Origin of the sequence: Streptomyces sp. NBRC 110035, from assembly GCF_000829695.1 — a bacterium.
GTDB lineage: Bacteria > Actinomycetota > Actinomycetes > Streptomycetales > Streptomycetaceae > Streptomyces.
Genome location: NZ_BBNN01000032.1, coordinates 87,488 through 111,437, shown reverse-complemented (window position 1 = coordinate 111,437; position 23,950 = coordinate 87,488). Strand labels below are relative to the sequence as shown.

The 23,950-nt window shown below is 73.3% G+C and carries 13 protein-coding genes and 2 pseudogenes; 4 read left to right on the top strand and 11 right to left on the bottom strand.

What is annotated here, in order from left to right:
* Positions 1-82: 82 nt before the first annotated feature.
* Entirely contained in the window at positions 83-2,374 is a 2,292-nt protein-coding gene (locus TU30_RS22370) for an ATP-dependent DNA helicase UvrD2 (RefSeq protein ID WP_042172785.1), read from the bottom strand.
* A gap of 106 nt (positions 2,375-2,480) precedes the next feature.
* Between TU30_RS22370 and TU30_RS22365 the strand changes: the two genes are divergently transcribed.
* Positions 2,481-2,738, top strand: coding sequence for a mycoredoxin (locus tag TU30_RS22365; protein WP_042172783.1), 258 nt, complete (start codon positions 2,481-2,483; stop codon positions 2,736-2,738).
* Positions 2,739-3,174: 436 nt separating this feature from the next.
* Positions 3,175-3,519, top strand: coding sequence for a hypothetical protein (locus TU30_RS22360; RefSeq protein WP_176726149.1), 345 nt, complete (start codon positions 3,175-3,177; stop codon positions 3,517-3,519).
* Positions 3,520-3,636: 117 nt separating this feature from the next.
* On the opposite strand, the pseudogene TU30_RS37540 reads toward TU30_RS22360, so the two are convergent.
* The 6 genes and pseudogenes from TU30_RS37540 to TU30_RS22335 all read right to left on the bottom strand — a co-directional run.
* A pseudogene (locus TU30_RS37540) lies at positions 3,637-3,738 on the bottom strand (helix-turn-helix domain-containing protein); the annotation flags it as partial.
* A 60-nt stretch (positions 3,739-3,798) separates the two neighbouring features.
* On the bottom strand, positions 3,799-4,755 hold the full coding sequence (nudC, locus tag TU30_RS22355) for an NAD(+) diphosphatase (protein WP_078878436.1): 957 nt from the start codon (positions 4,753-4,755) through the stop codon (positions 3,799-3,801).
* Positions 4,756-4,925: 170 nt separating this feature from the next.
* Positions 4,926-5,756 (bottom strand): annotated as a pseudogene (locus TU30_RS22350) (M20/M25/M40 family metallo-hydrolase); the annotation flags it as partial.
* Between the two features lie 64 nt (positions 5,757-5,820).
* Positions 5,821-9,441 carry an ATP-dependent DNA helicase gene (locus TU30_RS22345; RefSeq protein ID WP_042172779.1) on the bottom strand — a complete coding sequence of 1,207 codons (3,621 nt, stop codon included), beginning with the start codon at positions 9,439-9,441 and terminating at the stop codon, positions 5,821-5,823.
* A 140-nt stretch (positions 9,442-9,581) separates the two neighbouring features.
* The gene (locus TU30_RS22340) at positions 9,582-12,932 is read right to left on the bottom strand and encodes an ATP-dependent DNA helicase (protein ID WP_078878434.1); all 3,351 of its coding nucleotides are present in this window, start codon (positions 12,930-12,932) and stop codon (positions 9,582-9,584) included.
* A 219-nt stretch (positions 12,933-13,151) separates the two neighbouring features.
* Positions 13,152-13,574 carry an MGMT family protein gene (locus TU30_RS22335; RefSeq protein WP_042172777.1) on the bottom strand — a complete coding sequence of 141 codons (423 nt, stop codon included), beginning with the start codon at positions 13,572-13,574 and terminating at the stop codon, positions 13,152-13,154.
* A 199-nt stretch (positions 13,575-13,773) separates the two neighbouring features.
* Here TU30_RS22335 and TU30_RS22330 point away from each other — a divergent pair, with 199 nt between their 5' ends.
* Positions 13,774-16,614, top strand: a complete 2,841-nt coding sequence (locus tag TU30_RS22330) for a lysylphosphatidylglycerol synthase transmembrane domain-containing protein (RefSeq protein ID WP_042172775.1) — start codon at positions 13,774-13,776, stop codon at positions 16,612-16,614.
* Positions 16,615-16,779: 165 nt separating this feature from the next.
* On the top strand, positions 16,780-18,273 hold the full coding sequence (locus tag TU30_RS22325) for an alpha/beta hydrolase (RefSeq protein ID WP_042172773.1): 1,494 nt from the start codon (positions 16,780-16,782) through the stop codon (positions 18,271-18,273).
* Between the two features lie 82 nt (positions 18,274-18,355).
* Here the strand turns inward: TU30_RS22325 and moeZ are convergent, their stop codons facing one another.
* The 4 genes from moeZ to TU30_RS22305 form a co-directional block, all read right to left on the bottom strand.
* On the bottom strand, positions 18,356-19,534 hold the full coding sequence (gene moeZ, locus TU30_RS22320; protein WP_042172772.1) for an adenylyltransferase/sulfurtransferase MoeZ: 1,179 nt from the start codon (positions 19,532-19,534) through the stop codon (positions 18,356-18,358).
* Between the two features lie 357 nt (positions 19,535-19,891).
* Positions 19,892-20,920: an NAD-dependent epimerase/dehydratase family protein gene (locus TU30_RS22315; protein WP_042172770.1), complete on the bottom strand. Its 1,029-nt coding sequence runs from the start codon at positions 20,918-20,920 to the stop codon at positions 19,892-19,894.
* A 40-nt stretch (positions 20,921-20,960) separates the two neighbouring features.
* A complete protein-coding gene (locus tag TU30_RS22310) occupies positions 20,961-22,136 on the bottom strand; it encodes a hypothetical protein (RefSeq protein ID WP_042172768.1) in 1,176 nt (391 codons plus the stop codon).
* Positions 22,133-23,923 carry a DUF3492 domain-containing protein gene (locus tag TU30_RS22305; RefSeq protein WP_042172766.1) on the bottom strand — a complete coding sequence of 597 codons (1,791 nt, stop codon included), beginning with the start codon at positions 23,921-23,923 and terminating at the stop codon, positions 22,133-22,135. The genes TU30_RS22310 and TU30_RS22305 overlap by 4 nt, the downstream gene beginning before the upstream one ends.
* Positions 23,924-23,950: the final 27 nt, after the last annotated feature.

Genomic DNA, 23,950 nt, shown 5'->3' with positions numbered 1-23,950 from the left:
CCGAGAAGGCCGCTGTTCCCGTGTCTGAGAACCTATGGGGATTCCTGGGGCCTGCGCAAACTATTTTCTCGACGAGTTGGAATCAGGCCTGTTCCTTGTCCTCCGCTCCGTCTCCGCCGGCGCAGATGGCCAGTACGTCGGCCCCGTAGCGGTCCAGCTTGCGCTTGCCCACACCGGGGATGCGGGCGAGCCCCGGCGCGTCCTCGGGGACGGTCTCGGCGATGGCCATCAACGTCTTGTCGGTGAAGACGCAGAACGCGGGCTGCCCGCTGCGCCGCGCCTGGTCGCCACGCCAGTCGTGCAGCCGCTCGTAGACGCCCTCGTCCATGTCGGAGGGGCAGTCCTCGCAGCGCATCAGCTTCATCTCGCCCGCGTCCGTCAGCGTGCGCCCGCAGACCCGGCAGCGGGCGGGGCTGCGCTGCCTGCGTCCCGGCCCCGGGGCCACGGAAGCGGCCACCGGCCCGGACGCACCACGTTCCACACCGCCGACGCCTCCCGCGCCGTTGCGGCCGGCCGCGGCGGTCGGGCCGGAACGCAGCCCGTGGAGAAAACGGCTGGGCCGACGGCTCGCCCGGCCGCCGGGCGACCGGGCGAGCGACCAGGAGACATGGAGACGCTCCCGTGCCCGGGTGACACCCACATAGAGGAGACGGCGCTCCTCCTCGATCTGCTCGTCGGTCTTCGCGTAGGTGATCGGCATCATGCCCTCGGCGACACCGACCAGGAAGACGACGTCCCACTCGAGTCCCTTGGCCGAGTGCAGCGAAGCGAGCGTGACGCCCTGCACGGTCGGGGCGTGCTGGGCACCGGCCCGCTCGTCGAGCTCGGCGACGAGATCGGTGAGGGTGGCTCCGGGTCTCGCGGCGGTGAAGTCCTGGGCGAGGTTCACCAGAGCGGCCAAGGACTCCCAGCGCTCCCGCACCGCCCCCGAGCCCGCCGGCGGCTGCGCCGTCCACCCTTCGCCCGACAGCACGGCGCGTACCTGGGAGGGCAGGTCGACCACGTCGTCGAGGAGGCTGTCGTTGCCGCCGAAACGGGCCGCCGCGCGCAGGGCGCTGCTCGCCCTGCGCACCTCCGGACGGTCGAAGAAGCGCTCGGCGCCCCGCAGCTGGTACGGGACTCCGGCGTCCGCGAGGGCCTGCTCGTAGGTCTCGGACTGGGAGTTCGTACGGAACAGCACGGCGATCTCACTGGCCCGAACACCGGCACCGAGCAGTTCGCCGATCCGGCGCGCGGCGCCCTCGGCCTCCGCGGGTTCGTCGGTGTACTCGCTGAAGACGGGGTCGGGTCCCGGGCCGCGCTGGGAGACGAGTTCCAGCCGGTGGTCGGCGGCACGGCCGCGCGCCTGGGCGAGCAGGCCGTTGGCGAGGCGGACCACCTGGGGGGTCGAGCGGTAGTCGCGGACCAGTTTCACGACGGTGGCACCGGGATGCCGGGTGCGGAAGTCGAGCAGATGGTCGGGGGTCGCGCCCGTGAACGAGTAGATCGTCTGGCTGGCGTCGCCGACCACGCACAGGTTCTCCCGGTCTCCGAGCCAGAGCTCCAGCAGCCGCTGCTGGAGCGGACTGACGTCCTGGTACTCGTCGACGACGAAGTGCTGGTACTGGGCGCGGACCTGTTCCGCGATGTCCTGACGGTCCTGGAGCACGGCCACGGTGAGCAGCAGCACGTCCTCGAAGTCGATGACCCCCCGCTCCCGCTTGAGGTCCTCGTAGGCGGCGTAGAGCTGGGCGATCTCGGCGGGGTCACGGGTCGCCTCCCGCGCGGCCTTGGCAGCGGCGGGCGGGTATTCGGCGGGGACGGTCTGGGTGACCTTGGACCACTCGATCTCGGCGGTGACGTCCCGCAGCTCGCCCCGGTCGAGCCGGATGCGGCAGGCGGCGGCCGCGTCGGCGACGAGCTGGATCTTGCGGTCGGCCAGCCGGGGCAGGGAGCCACCGACCGCTTTCGGCCAGAAGTACTGGAGCTGGCGGAGCGCCGCCGAGTGGAAGGTGCGGGCCTGGACCCCCACGGCACCGAGCTGGCGCAGCCGGCCGCGCATCTCCCCGGCGGCACGGTTGGTGAAGGTGACGGCGAGCACGCTGGAGGGCTGGAGGATTCCGGCGCGCACCCCGTAGGCGATCCGGTGGGTGATCGCCCTGGTCTTGCCGGTACCGGCGCCCGCCAGCACGCACACCGGGCCGTGCAGGGCGGTGGCGACCTCGCGCTGCTCGGGGTCGAGCCCTTCGAGCACCGCGTCGGCCGAGTCCGGTACCCGCGGGAAGAGAGGGGAGTGCGTTGCTGCTGTCACACAGCCATGCTGCCAGGTCGCCAAAGACGGCTGAGCCGGTTGTCCACAGGCGCGCCCTCGCAGTCGTACCAATGCGGCAGGCATCACATCACACGAGCGGGCGGGCCACGGCCCCTGGGAATGACGGCGCTTTCACCTACGTTCCTTCCTCAGCGAGGACTTCCCGAGTCGCCGAAGGAGCGCGAGAGACATGCCGGGCACTGTGACGATGTACAGCACCACGTGGTGCGGATACTGCCGCCGTCTGAAGGGTCAGATGGACCGCGAGGGCATCGCGTACACCGAGATCAACATCGAGCATGACCCGGCCTCCGCGGCCTTCGTGGAGAAGGCGAACGGTGGCAACCAGACGGTCCCGACGGTTCAGGTGGTTCCCACCAATGGTGGGACCGAGGTCGTCATGACGAACCCGAGCCTTGCCCAGGTCAAGCAGGCGCTCAGCGCCTGACAACCCGCTCCCCCTTACACACAGAAGGCCCCCGTCCGAAGAGACAGACGGGGGCCTTCTGCTGTCCCCGCCCTGATGGGCCACACGAGGACGCGCGCACTCCCTCACTCCGGTGGAGCCGAGTACCGCTCGATCCACGCCTCTAATGACACCGGTTTACCGCCTTCGGAGTGGCGCCGACACGACACCCGAGGGCCGCCTCAAACGTCGCCGCGATGGTCACGCCCGATCCGGAACATGGTCGTCATGTCCCTCCGCATCAGCGCTTACCAGTGAGGACCGACGGCACTCGGACGAAGCCACGAACCCTGTACGAGGGCGAGGGCGGGGAACCTCCCGCTACTGGCCTCATGCCGCCGTGCCTGTGTTCCAAGTGCGCGGGTGGGCGACGTAACCGGAGCACCACGGAACCCTCATCACGTGGAGGCAGGCCAGCATGAGCAGGGAAGTAGCGATCCGTGACCCGAAGGCGTACGTCACGCCGGACGTGTTCGATGTCGTACTGTCGATCTTTGGTGCCGTGTGGTTCGTCGATCCGGACATCCTGCTCCCGCTGATCCGCTCGCGTATGGCGACGGGCGGAATCCTGGCGTTCTCGCACTTGCCTCCAGGCAACCAGGCGCCCCAGCCGGCCAGATCCGGACTGCGGCACGACCGTGCTCCGGATGAGTGGAGGCGCACCCTCACGGGGCACGGCTTCTCTGACGTGGGCGTGTCTCTGATCGGTCCGCCAGAGGGCAGGACCGTGGACACGATGCTTGTCCGCGCGATGGCTCCCTGATCCCACTTGCCTTCCACTGGGCCCCGTGTGACAGCACCCCTGACGCCTTACGTCAGGGGCCTGCCGGTACGTCTGTGCGCTTGCCTCAGAGCTTTCGCCGATGTGCCGGTACAAAGTGGCACGGGAGATTCCCAGGGCCTTGGCGATGGCTGTGACGCTCTCGCCCTTGGCGTGCCGCGCGCGGGCTACGGCCTGGACTTTCCCCGTGACGTCGGACACTCGATGCTTACGCCGCGAGGGCGTGTCCTTGATCGGAGGCGCCCACCCCGCTTCCGGGTGTCAGAAAGCGGTGCGGGTCGGGAGGGGCTTGCCGTACCAGCGCTCGATCAGGCGGGCCGCGATCGAGATGCCGTAGGGCGGGAGCACCTCGCCGGATTCGAAGGCCGCGCCCAGTTCGTCCCGGGAGAACCAGCGGGCCTCGTGGATCTCGTCGCCGTCGACGTCGATGTCGGTGGAGGTGGCGCGGGCGACGAAGCCCAGCATGAGGCTGGAGGGGAACGGCCAGGGCTGGCTGGCGACGTACTCGACCTCGCCGACGCTGATGCCGACCTCCTCGTGCACCTCGCGGCGCACCGACTGCTCTATGGACTCCCCCGGCTCGACGAAGCCGGCGAGGGTCGAGAAGCGGCCCTCGGGCCAGTGGACCTGGCGGCCGAGCAGGATGCGGTCCTGGTCGTCGACGACGGACATGATCACCGCGGGGTCGGTGCGCGGGTAGTGCTCGGCGCCGCAGGCCTGGCAGCGGCGGATGTGGCCGGCCGCGGCGATGACGGTGCGCTCGCCGCAGCGGGAGCAGAAGCGGTGCAGACGCTGCCAGTTCTCCAGGGCGACCGCGTGCACCATCAGGCCCGCGTCGCGGGGTGACAGGAGCAGGCCCGCCTCGCGCAGGCCGGCCGGGCGGGCGGAGTCGTCCATGCGTCCGGGCAGGGCGTCCTTCTGCAGGGCGAAGTAGCTGACGCCGTCCTGGTCGATGCCCAGGAAGTAGCGGTGTGCTTCGGTGAGCGGCGCCTCGAAGGAGGGCGTCATGACGAGTTCGGTGCGGCCGTCGGCCGTTTCGTCGATGAGGACCTGGCCGCCGGAGACCACGAAGCAGCGCGTCGAGGGGTGGCTCCAGGCCGCCGCGAGCCATGCTTCGTCGAGCCGGTGGTGGGCGGCGCGGTTGATGCCGTTCGGGGCGGTGAGCGAGACGGGGCGGTCGGCGGTGTGGTCGGTCCAGGTGGTCACGGGTGCTTCCAACTCCCCCGGTGAAACGGATGGGATCGGCGGTCGGCGGTCGGGTCGGCGGGTCGTACGGCGGGGGGCGGCCGGTCCCGTCGGCGCGCGGGGCGGCGGGGTGCTTCCAGTGTGCCCCGCGCGGGCGGCCGGGGCCGGACGGCCCGGGGCGTTCAGGGCACGCGCCGCCAGTGTTCGGCGAGGAGTTCGCGTTCGCGGTCGGTGAGCTCGGCGACACCGTCGTGGAAGCCGGGGACCGCCGCGCGCGCGTGCTCGTCGTGCAGCGCGGCGGCAAGGCGGGCGACGGAGGTGGCCGAGTGGGGCACCGCGACGCCGAAGGAACCGGAGTGGATGTCCTGGTCCGGGCCGTGCAGCCGGATCTCGCACTCGGCGAGGCCCCGCATGCCGGTGCACACGGTGGGGGTGTCCTCGGGCCGCGTCCCGGTGTCGGAGACGATCACCGCGTCGGCGGCGAGCCGGTCCGCGTGCCGCTCGACGAGGGACCGGAAGTGGGGTGGGCCGGATTCCTCCTCGCCCTCGATCAGCGGTTTCAGGTGCACTGCGGAGGCGGTGCGGCCGGCCGTGGCGAGGCGGGACCGGACGCCGAGGGTGTGGAGGAACACCTGGCCCTGGTCGTCGGCCGCCCCGCGGGCGTGCAGCCGGTTGTCCCTGTCCCGGACGACGGGTTCGAAGGGGCCGCTGTGCCGGCCGTCCTCGCGGACGGCGGGCTGCACGTCCTGGCGGGCGGCGGGCTGCACGGTGGGCGCCCCGGGGTCGGCGGAGGGCCGTTCGGCGTGGACGGCGGGGGCGCCGGGGGTCGGCCAGACCTCGGTGGTCGGGAAGCCGGTCGCGGTGAGTGCGGCGGCGAGCCAGTCGGCGCCGCGGCGCACGTCGGGTGCGTGATCGGGGCCGGCCGGCGCCGAGGGGCTGCGCAGCCCCTCGATGAGGTCGTCGAGGAAGGCGGCGCTGTGTTGTTCGACGTACGTGCGGACGGCGCTGACGGCACTGTCAACGGGCTGGCTCATGGCCTCGAGCCTATCGGCCCGCGGGGGTGTCCCCGGAGTGCGGTATCTCACCGGGCGTATCACCCTACGTGTCACCCGATGTGTCTGCGGAGGGTTCCTCCAGGAGCAGTCGTTCGACGGCCGCGCGGTCCGGCAGCGCGTCGTGGTGTACGACCTCGCCGGTGCGTACGTACAGGAAGGCGGCGGTGACCGACTCCAGGGGGACGCCCTGCTGCTCGGCCCACGCGAGCCGGTAGACGGCGAGCTGGAGCGGGTCGGCGGTGCGGTCGCGGCCGGTCTTCCAGTCGACGATCTCGTACGTCGTCCCGGCGCCGGTGCCGTTTTCGCCCGGATCCCTGTCGTCCTGCCGGTAGACGGCGTCGATGCGGCCACGGACGACCCGGCCGGCGATCTCCAGTTGGAAAGGGGCCTCCACGCGGTAGGGCGTGCGGTGGGCGTACTCGGTGCGCTCGAAGGCGTCCTTGAGGGCGGCGAGGTCGTGCTCGTCGGCGATCTCGGCCTCGCTGCCGGGGAGGTCGTCCGGTTCGAGCAGGGGCAGCGTCAGTTCCTCGAAGCGGGCCTCGACCCAGGCGTGGAAGCGGGTGCCGCGGCGGGCGGCGGGTTGCGGCGGGCGGGGCATGGGGCGGGCCAGTTCCCGCGCGAAGCCGTCCGGGTCCGCGGCCAGCCGCAGCAGTTGGGACGCGGTGAGCGACGCGGGCAGCAGGACGTCGGTGACGCCCTCGCGGGCGCGCAGCAGTTCGCCGGCGAGGGCGTCGAGATCACGGTCCCAGGAGGCGACGGTACGGGCCTCCTCCGGGGTGAGGCGGGGTGCGGCGGGCTCCGCCCGGAGGTCCGGGGCCTCGGGGCCGGGGGCTGCGGGGTCCGGGCGCGGAGCGGATGCAGGGGTGCCGTGGTGCGCGGCGGGCTCCGGGGCCGTCGCCTGGTGCGGGACGGTGGGACGGCGGCCGGCCGGGAGACCGCCGAGGGGCGGGCCGGCGGGCGGGCCGGCGGAGGGGAGGCCGTCGGTGGGGCGGTCGGCGGTCCAGGAGTGCCAGTCGTCCTCGTCGGCCTCGCCGGCCACGTCGTCGGCGAAGAGGTCGACGTCGTCGGGCGGGACGTCCTCGTCGTCCGGGGGCGGGGGCCAGTCCGGGTCGTCGTACGTGTCCTGGGCGGGTACGGCCGGGGGGCGGTCTGCGGGGTGGACGGCGAGGCTCTCGAGGTGGGCCAGGACGGTGTCGGCGGCGGCGCGGCGGCGGGCGAGGGCGTCGTCGTCCAGCGGGAGGGGCCACATCTGGTCCTGGCCGGACCGCTGCAGGGCAGGGTTCTCGTCGTCCTCGGCGGGCTCGTCGGCCCAGGCCTCGGTCTCGCCGTACCCGGCGGCGCAGTGGTCGTGGAGGGCCTGGAGGAACGCGGACGGCCCGCGCGGTCTCTTCTGCGAGGGCCCCCACCAGTGGCCGGAGCCGAGCAGCAGCGAGCGGGGGCGGGTGAAGGTGACGTAGCCGAGGCGGAGCTCCTCGGTGTGCTGGTGGTCCTTCATCGCCTCGTGGAAGGCCTTCAGGCCCCGGGAGTCCCAGGATCCGACGTCGGGCAGGGTGTCGGCGTCGCCGCGCAGCCCGTGCGGCAGCACCTTGCCCTGCGCGGTCCACTTCTCGCGGCCCTGGCCGCTGGGGAAGGTGCCGGTGACCAGTCCGGGGACGGCCACGACGTCCCACTCCAGGCCCTTGGACTTGTGCGCGGTGAGCACCTTGACGGTGTTCTCGCCGCCGGGCAGCGCGTTGTCGAGGCCCTTCTCGTACTGGGCGGCGGTGCGCAGGAAGCCGAGGAAGGCGAGCAGGGTCGCCTCGCCGTCCCCGGCGGCGAAGGAGGCGGCGATGTCGAGGAAGTTGGACAGGGTCTCGCGGCGGCGGGCGGCCAGGGCGTGCGGGGACGCCGACAGTTCGATCTCGAGGCCGGTGACGGCCAGGACGCGGTGCAGGATGTCCATCAGTGGGTCGGCCAGGGAGCGGCGCAGGTCGCGCAGTTCGGTGGCCAGCCGGGCGAAGCGTACGCGCGCGTCCGGCGAGAAGGGCAGCCCGTCGTCGTCCCTGTGGCCGTCGAGCGGGGTCTCCAGGAACGTGTCGAGGGCGTCGGCGAGCGAGATCACCTCGGACGGGTCGGTTCCCTCGACGGCCTCGGCGAGACGGCGGTCGGGGTCGTCCTCGCCGTCCACGCGCGCGGGGGACACGATCAGGCGCGCGCGGCGGCCGAGGAGGGCGAGGTCGCGCGGGCCGATGCGCCAGCGCGGGCCGGTCAGCAGGCGGACGAGCGAGGCGTTGGCACCGGGGTCCTGGAGGACCTCGCAGACGGCGACCAGGTCGGCGATCTCGGGCAGGTGGAGCAGCCCGGACAGGCCGACGACCTCGACGGGGACGTCCCGGGCGACGAGGACGCTCTGGATTCCGGCGAAGTCGGTCGCCGTGCGGCACAGGACGGCGATCTCGCCGGGCGCCGTGCCGGTGCGTACGAGGTGGGCGATGGAGTCGGCGATCCAGTCGAGTTCCTCGGCGTGGGTGTGCAGCAGGGCGCAGCGCACGGTGCCGTCCCGTTCGGCTCCCGGGGCCGGGCGGAGTGCCTCCACGCCCGCGTGCATGGCCCGCAGGGGCGCGGCGAGACCGTTGGCGAGGTCCAGCAGTCGACCGCCGCTGCGCCGGTTCTCGCTGAGCGACTGGCGGGTGGCGGGGCTGCCGTCGGCCCGTGCGAAGTGCTCGGGGAAGTCGTCGAGGTTGGCGACGGAGGCACCGCGCCAGCCGTAGATCGCCTGGCAGGGGTCGCCCACGGCGGTCACCGGGTGGCCGGTGCCGCCGCCGAACAGGCCGGCGAGGAGGACGCGCTGGGCGACCGAGGTGTCCTGGTACTCGTCGAGGAGGACCACGCGGAACTCGTCGCGCAGGGCGCGGCCCACCTCGGGGATGTGGCCGAGCCGTGCCGAGAGGGCGATCTGGTCGCCGAAGTCGAGCAGGTCGCGCTCGCGTTTGGCGGCCCGGTAGCGCAGGACGAGATCGGCGAGTTCGCGCCGCGCGGCGGCCGCTTCGGGCACTTTGCGCAGGTCGGCGTTGGTGAGCTTGGTGTTCTCCAGGATGCGCAGCAGCTCGGTGTCGTGGCCGCGCAGGTCCTCGGGCCGCACGAGGTGCTCGGAGAGCTCGCCGTCGAGGGTGAGGAGGTCCCCGACCAGGTCGGGGAAGGAACGGGTGAGGGCGGGGTACGGGCCGGGGGCCTCGCGCAGCACCCGCGCGGCGAGCTGGTAGCGGGTGGCGTCGGCGAGGAGCCTGGAGGTCGGTTCGAGGCCGATGCGCAGCCCGTGGTCGGTCAGGAGGCGGCCCGCGAAGGCGTGGTAGGTGGAGATCACCGGTTCGCCCGGCGGGTTGTCGGGGTCGATGGTGTCCGGATCGGTGACGCCTGCCTTGATCAGCGCCTTGCGGACGCGTTCGGCGAGTTCACCGGCGGCCTTGTTGGTGAAGGTGAGGCCGAGCACCTGTTCGGGGGCGACCTGGCCGGTGCCGACCAGCCACACCACGCGTGCCGCCATCACCGTCGTCTTGCCGGAACCGGCTCCGGCCACGATCACCTGAGGAGCGGGCGGCGCGATGATGCAGGCCGTCTGCTCGGGGGTGAAGGGGATCCCGAGGAGCTCCTTGAGCTGCTCGGGATCGCTGATGCGTGCGTGCACACGCAGAGGCTAGCGGCGGCCACCGACAGAAGGCCGCACCGCCCCGCGTCGGCCGGAGAACCGCAGGTCGGCGCGGGTGGTGCGATGCGTCACGCCGGTCGTGGGCGTCCCCGTCGGCCTGACGTCCCCCACCGGGCCGCTCACTCGATCACGTGCCGCCCCTCGGGACGTGCGCTGCACGAGGCGCGGAAGGCGCAGTGGGTGCAGTGCTGGCCCGCGCTCGGGGCGAAGCGTTCGTCGAGGACCTTTCCGGCGGCCGTGGCGAGCAGGTCGCCGACCCACTCGCCCTGCTCCCCCTCTCTCTCCAGCGGCTCCTGGGCCTGCACCTTGGGCAGGGTCTCTCCGCCGTCCCGCTTGGCTGCGGGCCGGCGCAGCTGGACCAGTTCGGCGCCGCCCGTCCCGGGGCGGGAGCCGTCGAAGACCTCGTCGACGGCTCCCGCCTGCACGGCGAGCTGGTAGACGGCGAGCTGGGGGTGGCGGGCCACCTCGGCGGAGCTGGGGGCGTGCTTGCCGGTCTTGAAGTCGACGACGTAGGCGCGTCCCTCGCCGTCCGCTTCGACGCGGTCCATCTGGCCGCGGATGCGGACCTCGTAGTCGCCTGCTTCGAGGCGGACGTCGAAGTCGTGCTCGCTGGCCACCGGGGTGCGGCCGGCGCGGTCCATGACGTGCCACTTCAGGAAACGTTCGAGGGCCACGCGCGCGTTCTGCTTCTCCTGCCGGGACTTCCACGGCGCGTCGAAGGCGAGCGCGTTCCACACGGAGTCGAGCCGTTCCATGAGGACGGCGAGGTCGGCCGGGGTGTGTCCGGAGGCCACCTCGTCGGCGAGGACGTGCACCACGTTGCCGAAGCCCTGGGCGGCGGTCGCGGGAGCGTCGGCCTTCACCTCCCGGCCGAGGAACCACTGCAGGGCACAGGTGTTGGCGAGCTGGTCGAGGGCGCTGCCGGAGAGCACGACGGGCTGGTCGCGGCTGCGCAGCGGCACCTTGCTCCGGGTGGGCTCGTACATGCCCCACCAGCGGTAGGGGTGTGCGGACGGCACCAGGGGGCGGCCCTCCTCGTCGGTGAGGGCCGCGAGCCGGGCGAGCCGGCGGGCGGCGGCCTCCCTGAGGGTGCCGGAGACGCGCGGGTCGACGGTGGTGGCGCGCAGCTCCGCGACGAGCGCGGCGACGGACAGCGGGCGGCGTGGGCGCCCGGTGACGTCCTTGGGCTCGACTCCGAGTTCGGTCAGGAAGCGGGAGGGCTGGTCGCCGTCGTCGGCGGGGGCCTTCACGGCCGTCACGACGAGCCGTTCACGCGCGCGGGTGGCGGCGACGTAGAACAGGCGGCGTTCCTCGGCGAGGAGCGCGCCGGGGGTGAGCGGTTCGGCGAGCCCGTCGCGGCCGATGCGGTCGGCCTCCAGCAGGGAGCCGCGGCGGCGCAGGTCGGGCCACAGGCCTTCCTGGACACCGGCCACGACGACGAGCCGCCACTCCAGGCCCTTCGCCCGGTGCGCGGTCATCAGGCGTACGGCGTCGGGGCGCACGGCGCGGCGGGTGAGGGTGTCGGCGGCGATGTCCTCGGCGTCGATCTCCTCCAGGAAGTTCAGGGCGCCGCGGCCCCCGGTGCGTTCCTCCGCGCGGGCGGCGGTCGCGAACAGGGCGCACACCGCGTCGAGGTCCCGGTCGGCGTTGCGTCCGGCCGCGCCGCCGCGGCGGGCGGAGCGTTCCAGGCGCGTCGGCCACGGGGTGCCGTCCCACAGGTCCCACAACGCCTCCTCGGCGGTGCCGCCGTTCGCCAGGCGTTCGCGTGCCGTGCGCAGCAGCGTGCCGAGCCGCTGGGCTCCGCGCGCGTACGCGGGGTCGTGCACGACCAGCCGTTCGGGTTCGGCCAGCGCCCGCGCGAGGAGGTCGTCCGAGGGCGGCGGCAGCGCGTTGCCCGCGGCCCGCTCCTCCTCGCGCAGGGCCCGGCCGAGGCGGCGCAGGTCGGCGGCGTCCATGCCGGCGAGAGGAGAGGCGAGCAGGGTGAGCGCGGTCTCGGTGTCGAGCCAGCAGCGTTGCCCCCGTGCCTGCTCCTTCTCCTGTCCTGAGGCATCCGGCTCCTCCCCCGGCCCGCCGGCCGCCTCCGCCGTCGCCACCGCTCGCAGCGCCGTGAGCAGAGGCGTCACCGCCGGTTCATGGCGCAGCGGAAGGTCGTTGCCGTCGACGTCCACCGGGACGCCCGCCGAGGTGAGGGCGCGACGGACGACGGGGAGGGTGCGGGAGCCGGCCCGCACCAGGACGGCCATGTCCCGCCAGGCGACGCCGTCCTCCAGGTGGGCCCTGCGCAGGATGTCGGCGATGTTGTCCAGCTCCGTGCCGGAGGTCGGGTACGTGTGGACCTCGGCCCGGCCGCCGTCCCGTACCGGGGTGAGCTCCCGGTGGGCGCGGACCTTCTCGGCGGGCAGGCGGGGCAGCGGCATGCGCTGGGTGACCAGGCGGGTGGCGGCCAGCAGGGCCGCGCCGGAGCGGCGCGCGACGCGCAGCACCTCGACCGGGGCCGGGCGGCCGTCCGCGCGGGGGAACGCGTCGGGGAAGTCCAGGATGCCGTTCACGTCCGCGCCCCGGAAGGCGTAGACCGACTGGTCCGGGTCGCCGAGGGCGACCAGGGTACGGCCGCCGCCGGCCAGCGCCTGCAGCAGCCGTACCTGCGCCGGGTCGGTGTCCTGGTACTCGTCCACGTACACGGCGTCGTACCGTGCGGCGAGCTGCCGGGCGGTCTCGGGGCGGCGGGCGAGGAGCACCGCGCGGTGGACCAGTTCGGCGTAGTCGAGGACGCCCTGCAGGTCGAGGACGTCGAGATACTCGGCGAGGAAGGCGGACGCGGCACGCCAGTCGGGGCGACCGATGCGGCGGGCGAAGGCGTCCAGGGCGTCGGGGCCGAGGCCCAGCTCGCGGCTGCGGGCGAGCACCGCGCGGACCTCGTCGGCGAAGCCGCGGGTGGTCAGGCAGGCGCGCAGTTCGTCCGGCCAGCGCACGTGCGCCAGGCCGAGGCGCTCCAGGTCGACCTGGCCGGCGAGCAGCTCACGGACGGTGACGTCCTGCTCGGGGCCCGACAGCAGTCGCAGCGGCTCGACGAAGAGGTCGCTGTCCTGGTGGGCGCGGATCAGGGCGTAGCACAGCGAGTGGAACGTGGTCGCCCGCGGGGCGCGCGCGGCCCCTGTGCGCAGGGCCATGCGGTCGCGCAGCTCGACCGCCGCCCTGCGGCTGAACGTCAGCACGAGAATGCGTTCGGGGTCGCCTCCCCGGGCGATGCGCGCAGCCACCGACTCGACCAGTGTGGTCGTCTTCCCGGTGCCCGGACCTGCGAGGACGAGCATCGGTCCGGTCCGGTGGTCAACCACGGAACGCTGTGCGGCGTCCAACCGAGGGGGGGATGTACGGGCCGGCGGGGTACGGACCAGTCGATGAGCGCCAGGGTTCCCCCGTCGCACCTTGGGGTGCGACAGGCCGTTGGTGGAGAAAGAGGAGCTCACGTGGTTCGCCGGTCCTGGTGGGTGTGCTGGTTGCCGTTCCACCGCGGGTGGAGGGCGGTGGCCGCGGGGTCGGGAGGGACACGTGCGGTTGACGCCGCGCCCACGGAGAGTGCGGAAGCGGAACGTCCGTTTCTTCCCTCCCGGCACACACGGCACGCGTGTCACCCGCCTCACGAACGTACGTCATGGCGCGGAGGTGCCCTGTTTCCCCCGTACGGGTCACAGGCCGCCCGGCGGTACGTCCGACGGCGGGAACCGGCCGCCGTCCTCCGCGGACCCGCCGCCGTCCCACCGCGCGCGCTTCATGTCGAGGCGCGGCAGGTGCCGCTCGGCGGCCCGGCCCGCCTCCCTCAGGGGAGTGCCCTCCGCGCGGTAGTGGTCGAGGGCTCGCAGTTCGTGGCCCGGCAGCAGCGTCCCGTCCGCGCGGACGACCCTCCACCACGGGACGGCTCCCCCGTAGAGCGCCATCACGCGCCCGACCTGCCGGGGGCCGCCCTCCTCCAGCCATTCGGCCACGTCGCCGTACGTCAGGACGCGGCCCGGCGGGATCCGCTCGGCCGCGTCGAGGACCCGCTCGGCGTACTCGGGCAGGGTGCCCGCGTGCGCCGGGCCGGTGTCGGACGGAAGGCTCTGCTGGCTCATCCTGCCCATCCTGCACCACCCCACCGACAACACGGCCGGCGCCGTCCCGGGCACCGGGGCGTACGTACGCCTCGCCCGGGAACCATGTGTCGGGCAGACTGTGCGACCCCGCACGTCGCCCCTGCCGCCCGTGTGCGGCGGTACGGCATGCCACCATCGTGCGGGCGGTGAACCGGTGATACGAGATCAAGACGAGGCCATGACGGAGCAGGGTGCGCACCCAGGGGACGCGGCGGGCACCCCTGCCGCTTCGGCGCGCCCGGACACCGGTCGTACCGACCGCCCGGGTCCCCGGGGCACCGATCCGCACGACACCGATCCACAGCACGCCGGCACCGAGGACGCCGGCACCGGGACGGCCGGGACCGGGAAGCAGGCCGCTCCGGGCGCCCACGGCACCGACGGCAGGAGCGGTACCGATCCGGCGCACGTCGACGAGGTGGAGGGCGACGAGCCCCTGCTCCCCGCGCGCGTGCACCGTCCGTCCGATCTCGTGCGGCTCCTGGTGGGCGTGTTCGCCATCGGGGTGCTGCTGGCGATCGCCACGTTCGCCCACGGCACCACCTCGGGGCTGGAACAGGACATCACCAAGGGCACCGGTCAGGCTCCGGACCTGCTCATCAAGATCGCCGGTCTGGCCTCCAGCATCGCGATCCTCCTCGTGCCGGTCGCCTTCGCCATCGAACGGCTGATCAAACGGGACGGGCTGCGGATCGCGGACGGTGTGCTCGCCGCGGTCCTCGCGCACGGGGTGACACTCGCCACCGATCTGTGGGTCGCGCGGGCGGCCCCCGACTCGATCCAGGAGGCGCTGACCCAGCCCTCCCCCGGCGACGTCCACGCCCTCACCGATCCGGTGCACGGCTATCTGGCGCCCGTCATCGCCTACATGACGGCCGTCGGCATGTCCCGCAGGCCCCGATGGCGCGCGGTGCTGTGTGTCGTGCTGCTCCTCGACGCCTTCTCCATGCTGGTCACCGGGTACACGACTCCGTTCTCGGTCATCCTGACGGTGCTGCTCGGCTGGACCGTCGCGTACGGCACGCTCTATGCGGTCGGTTCGCCCAATGTGCGTCCCACCGGGCAGACCCTGATGGCGGGCCTGCGGACGGTCGGCTTCCATCCGGTGAGCGCGTCCCGCCAGGAGGCGCCGGACGCCGCCGAGGCCGGGGACCGGGGCCGCCGGTACTTCGTCACCCTGGAGGACGGTCCGCCGCTGGACGTGACGGTGGTCGACCGCGAGCAGCAGGCACAGGGGTTCTTCTACCGTGCGTGGCGCAATCTGACCCTGCGCGGCTTCGCCACCCGCAGCAGCCTCCAGTCCCTGCGCCAGGCACTCGAGCAGGAGGCACTGCTGGCGTACGCGGCCATCGCGGCCGGTGCCAACGCGCCGAAGCTGATCGCGATGTCCGAGCTCGGCCCCGACGCGGTGATGCTCGTCTACGAGCACAGCGGCGGGCGCACCCTCGACTCGCTGCCGGACGAGGAGATCACCGACGAACTGCTGCGCGGCGCCTGGCATCAGGTGCAGGCGCTGCAGTCCCGCCGGATCGCGCACCGCAGGCTGGTCGGCGACGCGATCCTGGTGGACCGTTCCGGCGCGGTGATCCTCACCGATCTGCGGATCGGGGAGATCGCGGCCGGCGAGGTGCTGCTGCGCATGGACGTCTCCCAGTTGCTGGTGACGCTGGGGCTCCGGGTGGGCGCCGAACGCGCGGTGGCCTCCGCGCTGAGCGTGCTCGGCCCCGACGCCGTGGCGGACTGCCTGCCGATGCTCCAGCCGATCGCGCTGAGCCGCTCCACGCGCGCGACGCTGCGCCGGCTCGCACGGGAGCGGGCGGAGCGCGAACGTGAGGCGGTCCTGGAGGCCTCCCGGCAGACCAGGCTGCTGCGCACGGAGCAGGCCGCGGGCCACTCCGGGGGGTCCACGGCCGACGGGCGGTTCGAGGGGAAGTCCGGCAAGAAGGCCGTACGCGCCGAGCAGCGGGCCGAGAAGCGGGCGATCGAGGAGGCGCTGGAGGAGGCGCGCGAGGAGGACCTGCTCACGCAGATCCGTCACGAGGTGCTGCGGATCAGGCCGCAGGCGCCGGTCGAGCCGGTCCGCCTCGAGCGGGTGCGTCCGCGCACGCTGATCAGTTTCATCGCGGGCGCCATCGGCGGGTACTTCCTGCTGACGCAGCTCACCCATATCGAGTTCGGGCCACTGATCTCCAACGCGGAGTGGGGCTGGGTGGCGGCGGCCGTGCTGTTCTCGGCGGCCAGCTACTTCGCCGCCGCCCTGGCGCTGCTGGGATTCGTGCCGGAGCGGGTGCCGTACGTCAGGACGGTGGCGGCGCAGGTCGCCGGTTCCTTCGTGAAGATCGTCGCCCCGGCGGCGGTGGGCGGTGTCGCCCTGAACACCAGGTTCCTCCAGCGTGCCGGGGTGCGGCCGGGGCTCGCGGTGGCGAGCGTCGGGGCGTCCCAGCTGTTCGGGCTGGGCTGCCACATCCTGATGCTGCTCGCGTTCGGTTATCTGACCGGTACCGAGAAGACGCCCTCGCTGTCGCCGTCCCGTACGGTCATCGCGGGTCTGCTGACGGTGGCGGTGCTGGTGCTGGTGGTGACCTCGGTGCCGTTCCTGCGGAAGTTCCTCTTCACGCGTGTGCGGTCGCTCTTCGCGGGTGTCGTGCCGCGGATGCTCGATGTGCTGCAGCGCCCGCAGAAGCTGGTCACCGGCATCGGTGGCATGCTGCTGCTGACCGCCTGCTTCGTACTGTGTCTGTACGCCTCCGTGCAGGCGTTCGGCGACGGGACGACGTCGATCAGCCTCGCCGGCGTGGCGGTGGTCTTCCTCGCGGGCAACGCGCTGGGGTCGGCGGCGCCCACCCCGGGTGGTGTGGGCGCGGTCGAGGCGACCCTGACGGTCGGTCTGATCGCGGTCGGCCTGCCCAGCGAGGTCGCCGCGCCGGCGGTACTGCTGTTCCGGCTGCTGACCCTGTGGCTGCCGGTTCTCCCGGGATGGCTGGCCTTCAACCACCTCACCCGCAAGGGAGCCCTGTAAAGAAGGCCCTGCGTCGGGCAACGGCGAGCAGACGCCGAAGAGCTCCACAGAACAGCAGGTCAGAGGGTTATCCACAGGCTTCCGCGGTGAACGCGGGATCTGCCTACCATGGCCTGACCGCCATCCGCCGCACGGTGCGGACGGCCCGCGAGGGGAATGTGGCACATGACGCGTTTCGTACGGTGGACGGCGCTGGCGGCCTGTGCCGCGCTGCTGACGGCAGGGTGCAGCGGCGGCTCCTCCGACGACGGCTCCGACGACCAGGACAGGAGCGGCGGGACGGCGATCGACTGGGGGCGCTGCGAGGCCTCCGGGGACACGCCCGCCCCCGGTGGGGAATGGCAGTGCGGCACGCTCGAGGTGCCACTGGACTGGTCGGAGCCGGACGGCAGGACGATCGGGCTGGCGATGATCCGGGCGAAGGCCACGGGGGACGACCGTCTCGGATCCCTGCTGTTCAACTTCGGCGGCCCCGGCGGCTCCGGCGTGTCCGGGATGCCTTCCTACGCCACTACCGCCTCGCAGTTGCGCGAGCGGTACGACCTGGTGAGCTGGGACCCGCGCGGGGTGGCCGCCAGCGAGGGCATCCGCTGCCGGGACGACGAGGAGATCCAGGCGGCCGAGTCGGTGGACTTCACCCCGGACACCCCGGCCGAGAGGCAGGCGTACCTCGCGGACGCGGCGGACTTCGGGAAGGGCTGCCAGGAGTCGGCCGGCGAGCTGCTGGCCCATGTATCGACCACCGACACCGCCCGTGACATGGACCGCATCCGGCAGGCTCTGGGGGACGACAGGCTCAACTACTTCGGGATCTCCTACGGCACCGAACTCGGCGGCGTCTACGCCCACCTGTTCCCGAAGAAGGTGGGACGGCTGACTCTCGACGCGGTGGTCGACCCGACCGCCGACACGGTGGGGCACGCCGAGAACCAGACGCGCGGATTCCAGCGCGCGCTGGACAACTATCTGAAGTCCACCGGCCGGGACCCCGAGCAGGGGTCGCGTGAGATAGCGGAGCTCCTGGACCGGATCGACGCCGAGCCGCTGCCGACGTCCTCGCAGGGGCGGGAACTGACCCAGTCGCTGGCGCTGACCGGCATCGTCCTCCCGTTGTACAGCCGGACCAGCTGGCCGGTGCTGACCAGTGCCCTGGAGGCGGCCGAGGAGGGTGACGGCTCGGAGCTGCTGGCGCTGGCCGACGGCTACAACGAACGGGACGCGTCGGGGAAGTACGGCACGACGACCCACTCGCAGCGGGCCATATCGTGCCTGGACGACAAGCAGCGGATGACGGTGGCCGAGACGGAGGAACTGCTGCCGGAGTTCGAGCGGATATCGCCGGTGTTCGGCCCGTTCCTCGGCTGGGACACGGCCGGCTGGTGCCACGACTGGCCGGTCCCCGGCCAGCACGACACCCCGGAGGTGAGCGCGCCGGGTGCCGCGCCGGTCCTGGTGATCGGCAACACCGGCGACCCCGCCACCCCGTACGAGGGCGCGCAGCGGATGGCGGACGAGCTGGGCGAGGGCGTGGGAACCGTGCTCACCTGGAAGGGCGAGGGCCATGGTGCGTACGGCAGTGGGAGCGACTGTGTCGACTCCACCGTGAACGCGTATCTGCTGGACGGCACGGTGCCGAAGGACGGCAGGGTCTGCTCTTGACGACGGCGGGGGCTCCGCGCATCCGTGGTGCGCGGAGCCCCCGCCGAAAACGCCCGGGGCCCGGGGCCTGCCCGGGGATCGGTCAGTAGATCGGCTTGGCCGGTTCGATCTGGTTGACCCAGCCGACGACGCCGCCGCCGACGTGAACGGCGTCGGCGAAGCCCGCGGACTTCAGGACCGCGAGGACTTCCGCACTGCGGACGCCCGTCTTGCAGTTCAAGACGATCTTCTTGTCCTGCGGGAGGCTCTCCAGGGCGCTGCCCATGAGGAACTCGTTCTTCGGGATCAGCCGGGCGCCGGGGATGGAGACGATCTCGAACTCGTTCGGCTCGCGGACGTCGATGATCTCGATGCTCTCGCCGTCGTCGATCCATTCCTTGAGCTGCTTGGGAGTGATCGTGGAGCCGGCCGCCGCCGCCTGGGCCTCGTCGGAGACGACGCCGCAGAAGGCCTCGTAGTCGATGAGCTCGGTGACGGTCGGGTTCTCGCCGCAGATCGCGCAGTCGGGGTCCTTGCGGACCTTGACCTGACGGTACTGCATCTCCAGGGCGTCGTAGATCATCAGGCGGCCGACCAGCGGCTCACCGATGCCGGCGAGGAGCTTGATGGCCTCGTTGGCCTGGATGGAGCCGATGGACGCGCACAGCACGCCCAGGACGCCGCCCTCGGCGCAGGAGGGGACCATGCCGGGGGGCGGGGGCTCCGGGTAGAGGCAGCGGTAGCAGGGGCCGTGCTCGGACCAGAACACCGAGGCCTGGCCGTCGAAGCGGTAGATCGAGCCCCAGACGTAGGGCTTGTTCAACAGCACGCACGCGTCGTTGACCAGGTAGCGGGTCGCGAAGTTGTCCGTGCCGTCGACGATGAGGTCGTAGTCGCCGAAGAGACCCATCACGTTGTCGGCCTCGAGGCGCTCCTCGTGGAGGACCACGTTCACGTAGGGGTTGATGCCCTTGATCGTGTCGCGCGCGGACTCGGCCTTGGGCCGGCCGATGTCGGCCTGGCTGTGGATGATCTGCCGCTGCAGGTTCGACTCGTCGACCTCGTCGAACTCCACGATGCCGAGCGTGCCCACGCCCGCCGCGGCCAGGTACATCAGCCCCGGCGAACCCAGGCCACCGGCGCCGACGAACAGCACCTTGGCGTTCTTCAGCCGCTTCTGCCCGGCCATCCCCACGTCGGGGATGATCAGGTGGCGGGAGTACCTGCGGACCTCGTCTACGGTGAGCTCGGCGGCCGGCTCGACCAGGGGTGGCAACGACACGGGGACTCCGTTGGTCGGTCAATCACTACGGTTGTTCTTCCCCCCAACAGTGCCATGGCCTTTTTCATTCCGAGACACCCATCCCGACCTGCGAGACGACATCGTCCCAGTGGCCGGGCAGCGGCCCCCGGGCGGGTGAACGCGTTCCACTCGGCCGGAGCGGGGAGAGGACACGCCGGACCGGGCACCCCGGAGCCGGTGCGGACACCAGCGCTTGCGCCCCTGCCGGTGCCGGCCCCGGGTCTGCCGTCGCCCGCGGCGGCCGGCCGGGACGGGCCGGACCGCTCGGAGGCACCGGACTGCCCGGACGGGCCGGACCGCCCTGGTGACTCGGACCGCCCGGATGGTTCCGGTGGATCAGATACGGCATGCCGCCTCCATCCAGATGTCGGCGAGGGACTCCTCGAGATTGATACGGGGGCGCCAGCCGAGCCGGTCGCGCGCGGTGCGCACGTCCGCCTGCTGCCAGCTGCCGCAGCCGTCCGGGTAGGGGAACGCGACCGAGACCGTGTGCTGGTCGGACTCGCCCCGGGGGTGCCCGATGGCCGGCCTCGGATGCGGGGTGTGGGCGGTGTGCCCCGCGTGACCACCGTGCCCGCTGTGGCCGGAGTGGGAGAGGTGGGCGCCGGGCGGACCGTCGAGCTCGTTCAGGACGCCGCTGTACCCGGCGACCCGGGCGAGCGCCCCGGCGGCGTCCCGCAGGCGGACGGCGCGGCCCGAACCGATGTTGATGACCCCCTGCGCGGCGGAGAGCGAGGCCGCGTGGACGGCTCGGGCCACGTCCCGGACGTCGACGAAGTCGCGCTGGACGCCGAGACCGCCGAGCTTCAGTTCACCGTCGCCGGCCTGCATGGCACGGCGCATGGCCTCGGCGAGGCGGCCGAGCGGCGAGCCGGCGGGGGTGCCGGGGCCCGCGGGCGAGAAGACCCGCAGGACCACGGCGTCCAGGCCGGAACCGAGGACGAGTTCGGTCGCGGCGAGCTTGCTCACGCCGTACGGACCGCCGGGGCGGGGGACGGCGTCCTCCGCGGTGGAGGAGTTGGGCTGGCTGGGGCCGTACTCGGCGCTGCAGCCGATCTGCACGAGCCGGGCGCCGCAGCCGCTGCGGCGCAGGGCCTCACAGACGGTGGCCACGGCGACGGTGTTGTGCCGGGTGAGGTCGCGGGCTCCGCCGCGGGTGGTGCCGGCGCAGTTGACCACGACGCCGGGGTGGACGGCGTCGAGGAAGCGGGTGAGCGCGCCGGGGCTGCCGGTGGCGAGGTCGAAGCGGACGTCGGCGTCGTCGCCGCGGCCGAGAGCGGTGAGCTGGACGGCCGGGTCGGCGAGCAGGCGGTCGGCGACGAAGCGGCCGAGGTAGCCGCCTGCTCCGATCAGCAGGACTCTCATCGGGCGGCTCCTGTGGCGACCGGGGGTGCTGGACGGGTGATCATGCGGGATCTCCTTGGGATGGGGCCTCCGGCTGGGCGTGGGCCGAGGCTCGGGTGAGGGTGCGTGCTGCGTGGATCAGAAGGGTCAGGGCGGCCCCGCCGCAGATGAGGGTGGGGACGCCGCTGGGGTCCCAGGCGGTGACCAGGGTTTCCACGGGGGTGGCCAGCGCCCCGCAGCCGGGCAGGCGGGCCGTGAGGACCACGGCCAGGACGGTTGCCTGGGCGAGGGCCGCGGCGACGAGGATCACCTTCGGCGCGTGGGTGAATCCGTGCAGGGAGAGGAGGCGGGCCAGGAAGAAGAGGGCACCCAGGGTGAGGACCTCGTGGAGGGTGAAGGGCTCGTCCAGGGCCGTGGCGCAGAAGGCGAAGAGAGCGGCCAGGGCGCACAGGAACAGGGCGAGGGCGCCGAACAGCAGGGGGCGCACGGAGTCGGCGAAGTCCTCGAGGTCGCGGCTGGCCGCGACCTTGCGGCGGGCCCGTACGGCGAACAGCCGGGCGCTCCAGGCACCGGGGGCGAAGGCCAGGGTGAGGGCCAGGGCCGGGGCGACGGCGAGCGCCCAGCCGCCGTCGGAGGTGACGCCGGTGACGCCGGTGGGCAGGGTGTCGGGGCCGCCGGCGATCGCGGTCCGGAGCAGGCCGTCGCCCAGGAGGGCGTAGCCGACGAGCCAGCAGGTCCCGGCCGCCGTGCCCGTGGTGGGTGGGTCGGACACGGCGGGCCTGGTGCCTGACGGCCTGCCGCGTCGCAGGGCCGCGCGCATGGCCAGGGCGATGACGAGGACGCCCGCGGCGACCGCGTAGACGCGGGTCTGGCCGTGGGTGAGGCGCAGGGCGGCCACCGCCGCGAGGCCGAGGACGCCGGGGAGCAGGGTGAGGACGACCCAGCCGGCGCGGAGCCCGGGGGCGTTCCTGCCGGCGGAGGGGCGGGAGACGTCTCCGTCGCGCGGGATGCGGGCGTACAGCTCCTCCGCGAGGGAGAAGACGTCCCGGTGCCGGAAGCGTGCGGCGGTCCGGTCGGTGACGCCGTGCGCCTCGAGGCCCGCCGCGATCTCCAGGGGGTCCACCGCGCGTTCGCACAGCTCGCGGTGGCGGTGCAGCAGCGCCTTCACGGGGTCGGCGGTGCCCCGGCCGGCGCGGGGCTGCGCGGTCTCGTGGTCCAGTTCGTCCAGGCCCGTCATCGTGCCGCCTCCGTCGCGGGGACGGGCGACGCGTCCGCCACCGGGGTGGTCGCGGACCGGGCCGAGGCGGTGGCCCGCACGGGCGTGTCCGTGGCCCAGGCCGGGACGGTGCGGGACGGCCGGTGGGAGGCGGGGCCGGCCCAGCGGCCGGGGACACGGGCCTCGGCGGGTGCGGCGAAGGGCAGCGGATCACCGGTGCCGTTCAGGAGGACGCGGCGGACCGGGGTGCGCGCGACGGTCTTCAGGTACAGGTGGTGGAACGCGGCGACGTTCTGCTCGACGGTGAACAGTTCGAGTGCGCGGGCGCGCGCGGCGGCACCGAGGCGCGCGCGGCGCTCGGGGTCGCGCAGCAGCGACACGCACGCCTCGGCCAGCGCTCGCGGGTCGCGTGGGGGGACGACGAGTCCGGTGCCGCCGATGACCTCGACCACGGCGCCGACGTCCGTGGACACCGTCGCGCGGCCCGCGAACATCGCCTCGACGAGTCCGGCGGGGAAGCCTTCGACAACGCTGGACAGGACGGTCACGGCGCCCGCCGCGTACGCGTCGGCGGGGCCGGTGAGTCCCGGGCCGCCGATCTCCTCGAAGGACACCGGGCCGGAGCCGTCGGCGTGTGGGCTCCCGGCACCGTCCGGGAAGAGCCGTGCGGCCAGGTCCCTGCAGTGCTCGAGGTAGGGGGCGCCCTCGGGACCGGCCGGGCCGCCGATGATCCGCAGGCGGGCCGAGGGCTCGGACGTGCGGACCCGGGCGAACGCGTGCAGCAGCGAGACCAGGTCCTTGGCGGGCTCCACCCGGCCGGTCCAGACGAGGGTGTGCGGGGCGGCGCGCTCCGGCGACTCACCCGTCCGGGTGAAGGGCGCCGCGTCCATTCCGGGAGGGACCGTACGGACCTTCGCCCGGTCGGCGCCGCAGCGCTCCTGCCAGCGGCGGGCGTGCGCGTTGCCCGGGGTGATGAACGCGGCCCGCCGGTAGGTCTCGGCGGCGAGCCGGCCGTGGAAGGCCGCGAGCAGGGACCGGACCGCGGGTGAGGAGTCCGGCCGGGTCAGGTAGTGCGTGCGCAGTCGGACGCCGTACTCGGTCACCAGCAGGGGGACGCCGAAGAAGTGGCCGGCGAGCAGACCCGGCAGGGCGGCCGTGCCGCCGGAGGCGGCGTGGCACAGGTCGACCGCGCCGAGTCCGTCCTCCTCGTACCAGTCGAGGGAGAGGGGGCGCAGGGCCTGGTGCAGGTGCGCGGCCACGGCCAGCAGGTCCGGCACCCGGGCCTCCCGCGCGGCCGGCAGCACCCGGGGCTCACGGCAGGCGCTTTCCAGGACGCGTACGGCGGTCTCGGAGCGGAGGGCGGTGGTGAGACCGCCCTCGTCGCGGGCGAGTTCGGCGAGACCGAACAGCGCCCCGGCGAAACGGTCCGCCTCGGCCGGGGCACGGGTCGTCCCTGCCGTTCCGGCACCCCCGGGGCCCTCGTCGGGTGCCACCGTGAGGGTCGCCGTCGCGGAGTCGGGTGCGCAGAGGACGGCGACGAGTTCACCGTAGTGCTCGGCGAAGCGCCGGCGCGCGCGCCTGCCGTACACCACCCCGTCGTCCTCGACCGTCCACAGCGGCGCGGTGCGCACCCGGCCGACCTGCGGCGGCAGCGGCACCCAGCCGTCGTCCTCCTGGGCCTCGCTGCGACTGAACGCGTAGACGTCGAACTCGTGGTGCCCGAGTCCGCGCACGAGACGGTCGCACCAGAGTCCGGCGTCACCGCTCGCGTACGGATAACCACCCTCCGTAAGCAGCCCGATGCGCACGAGTGCACCCCCGATCTCCCGTATGGG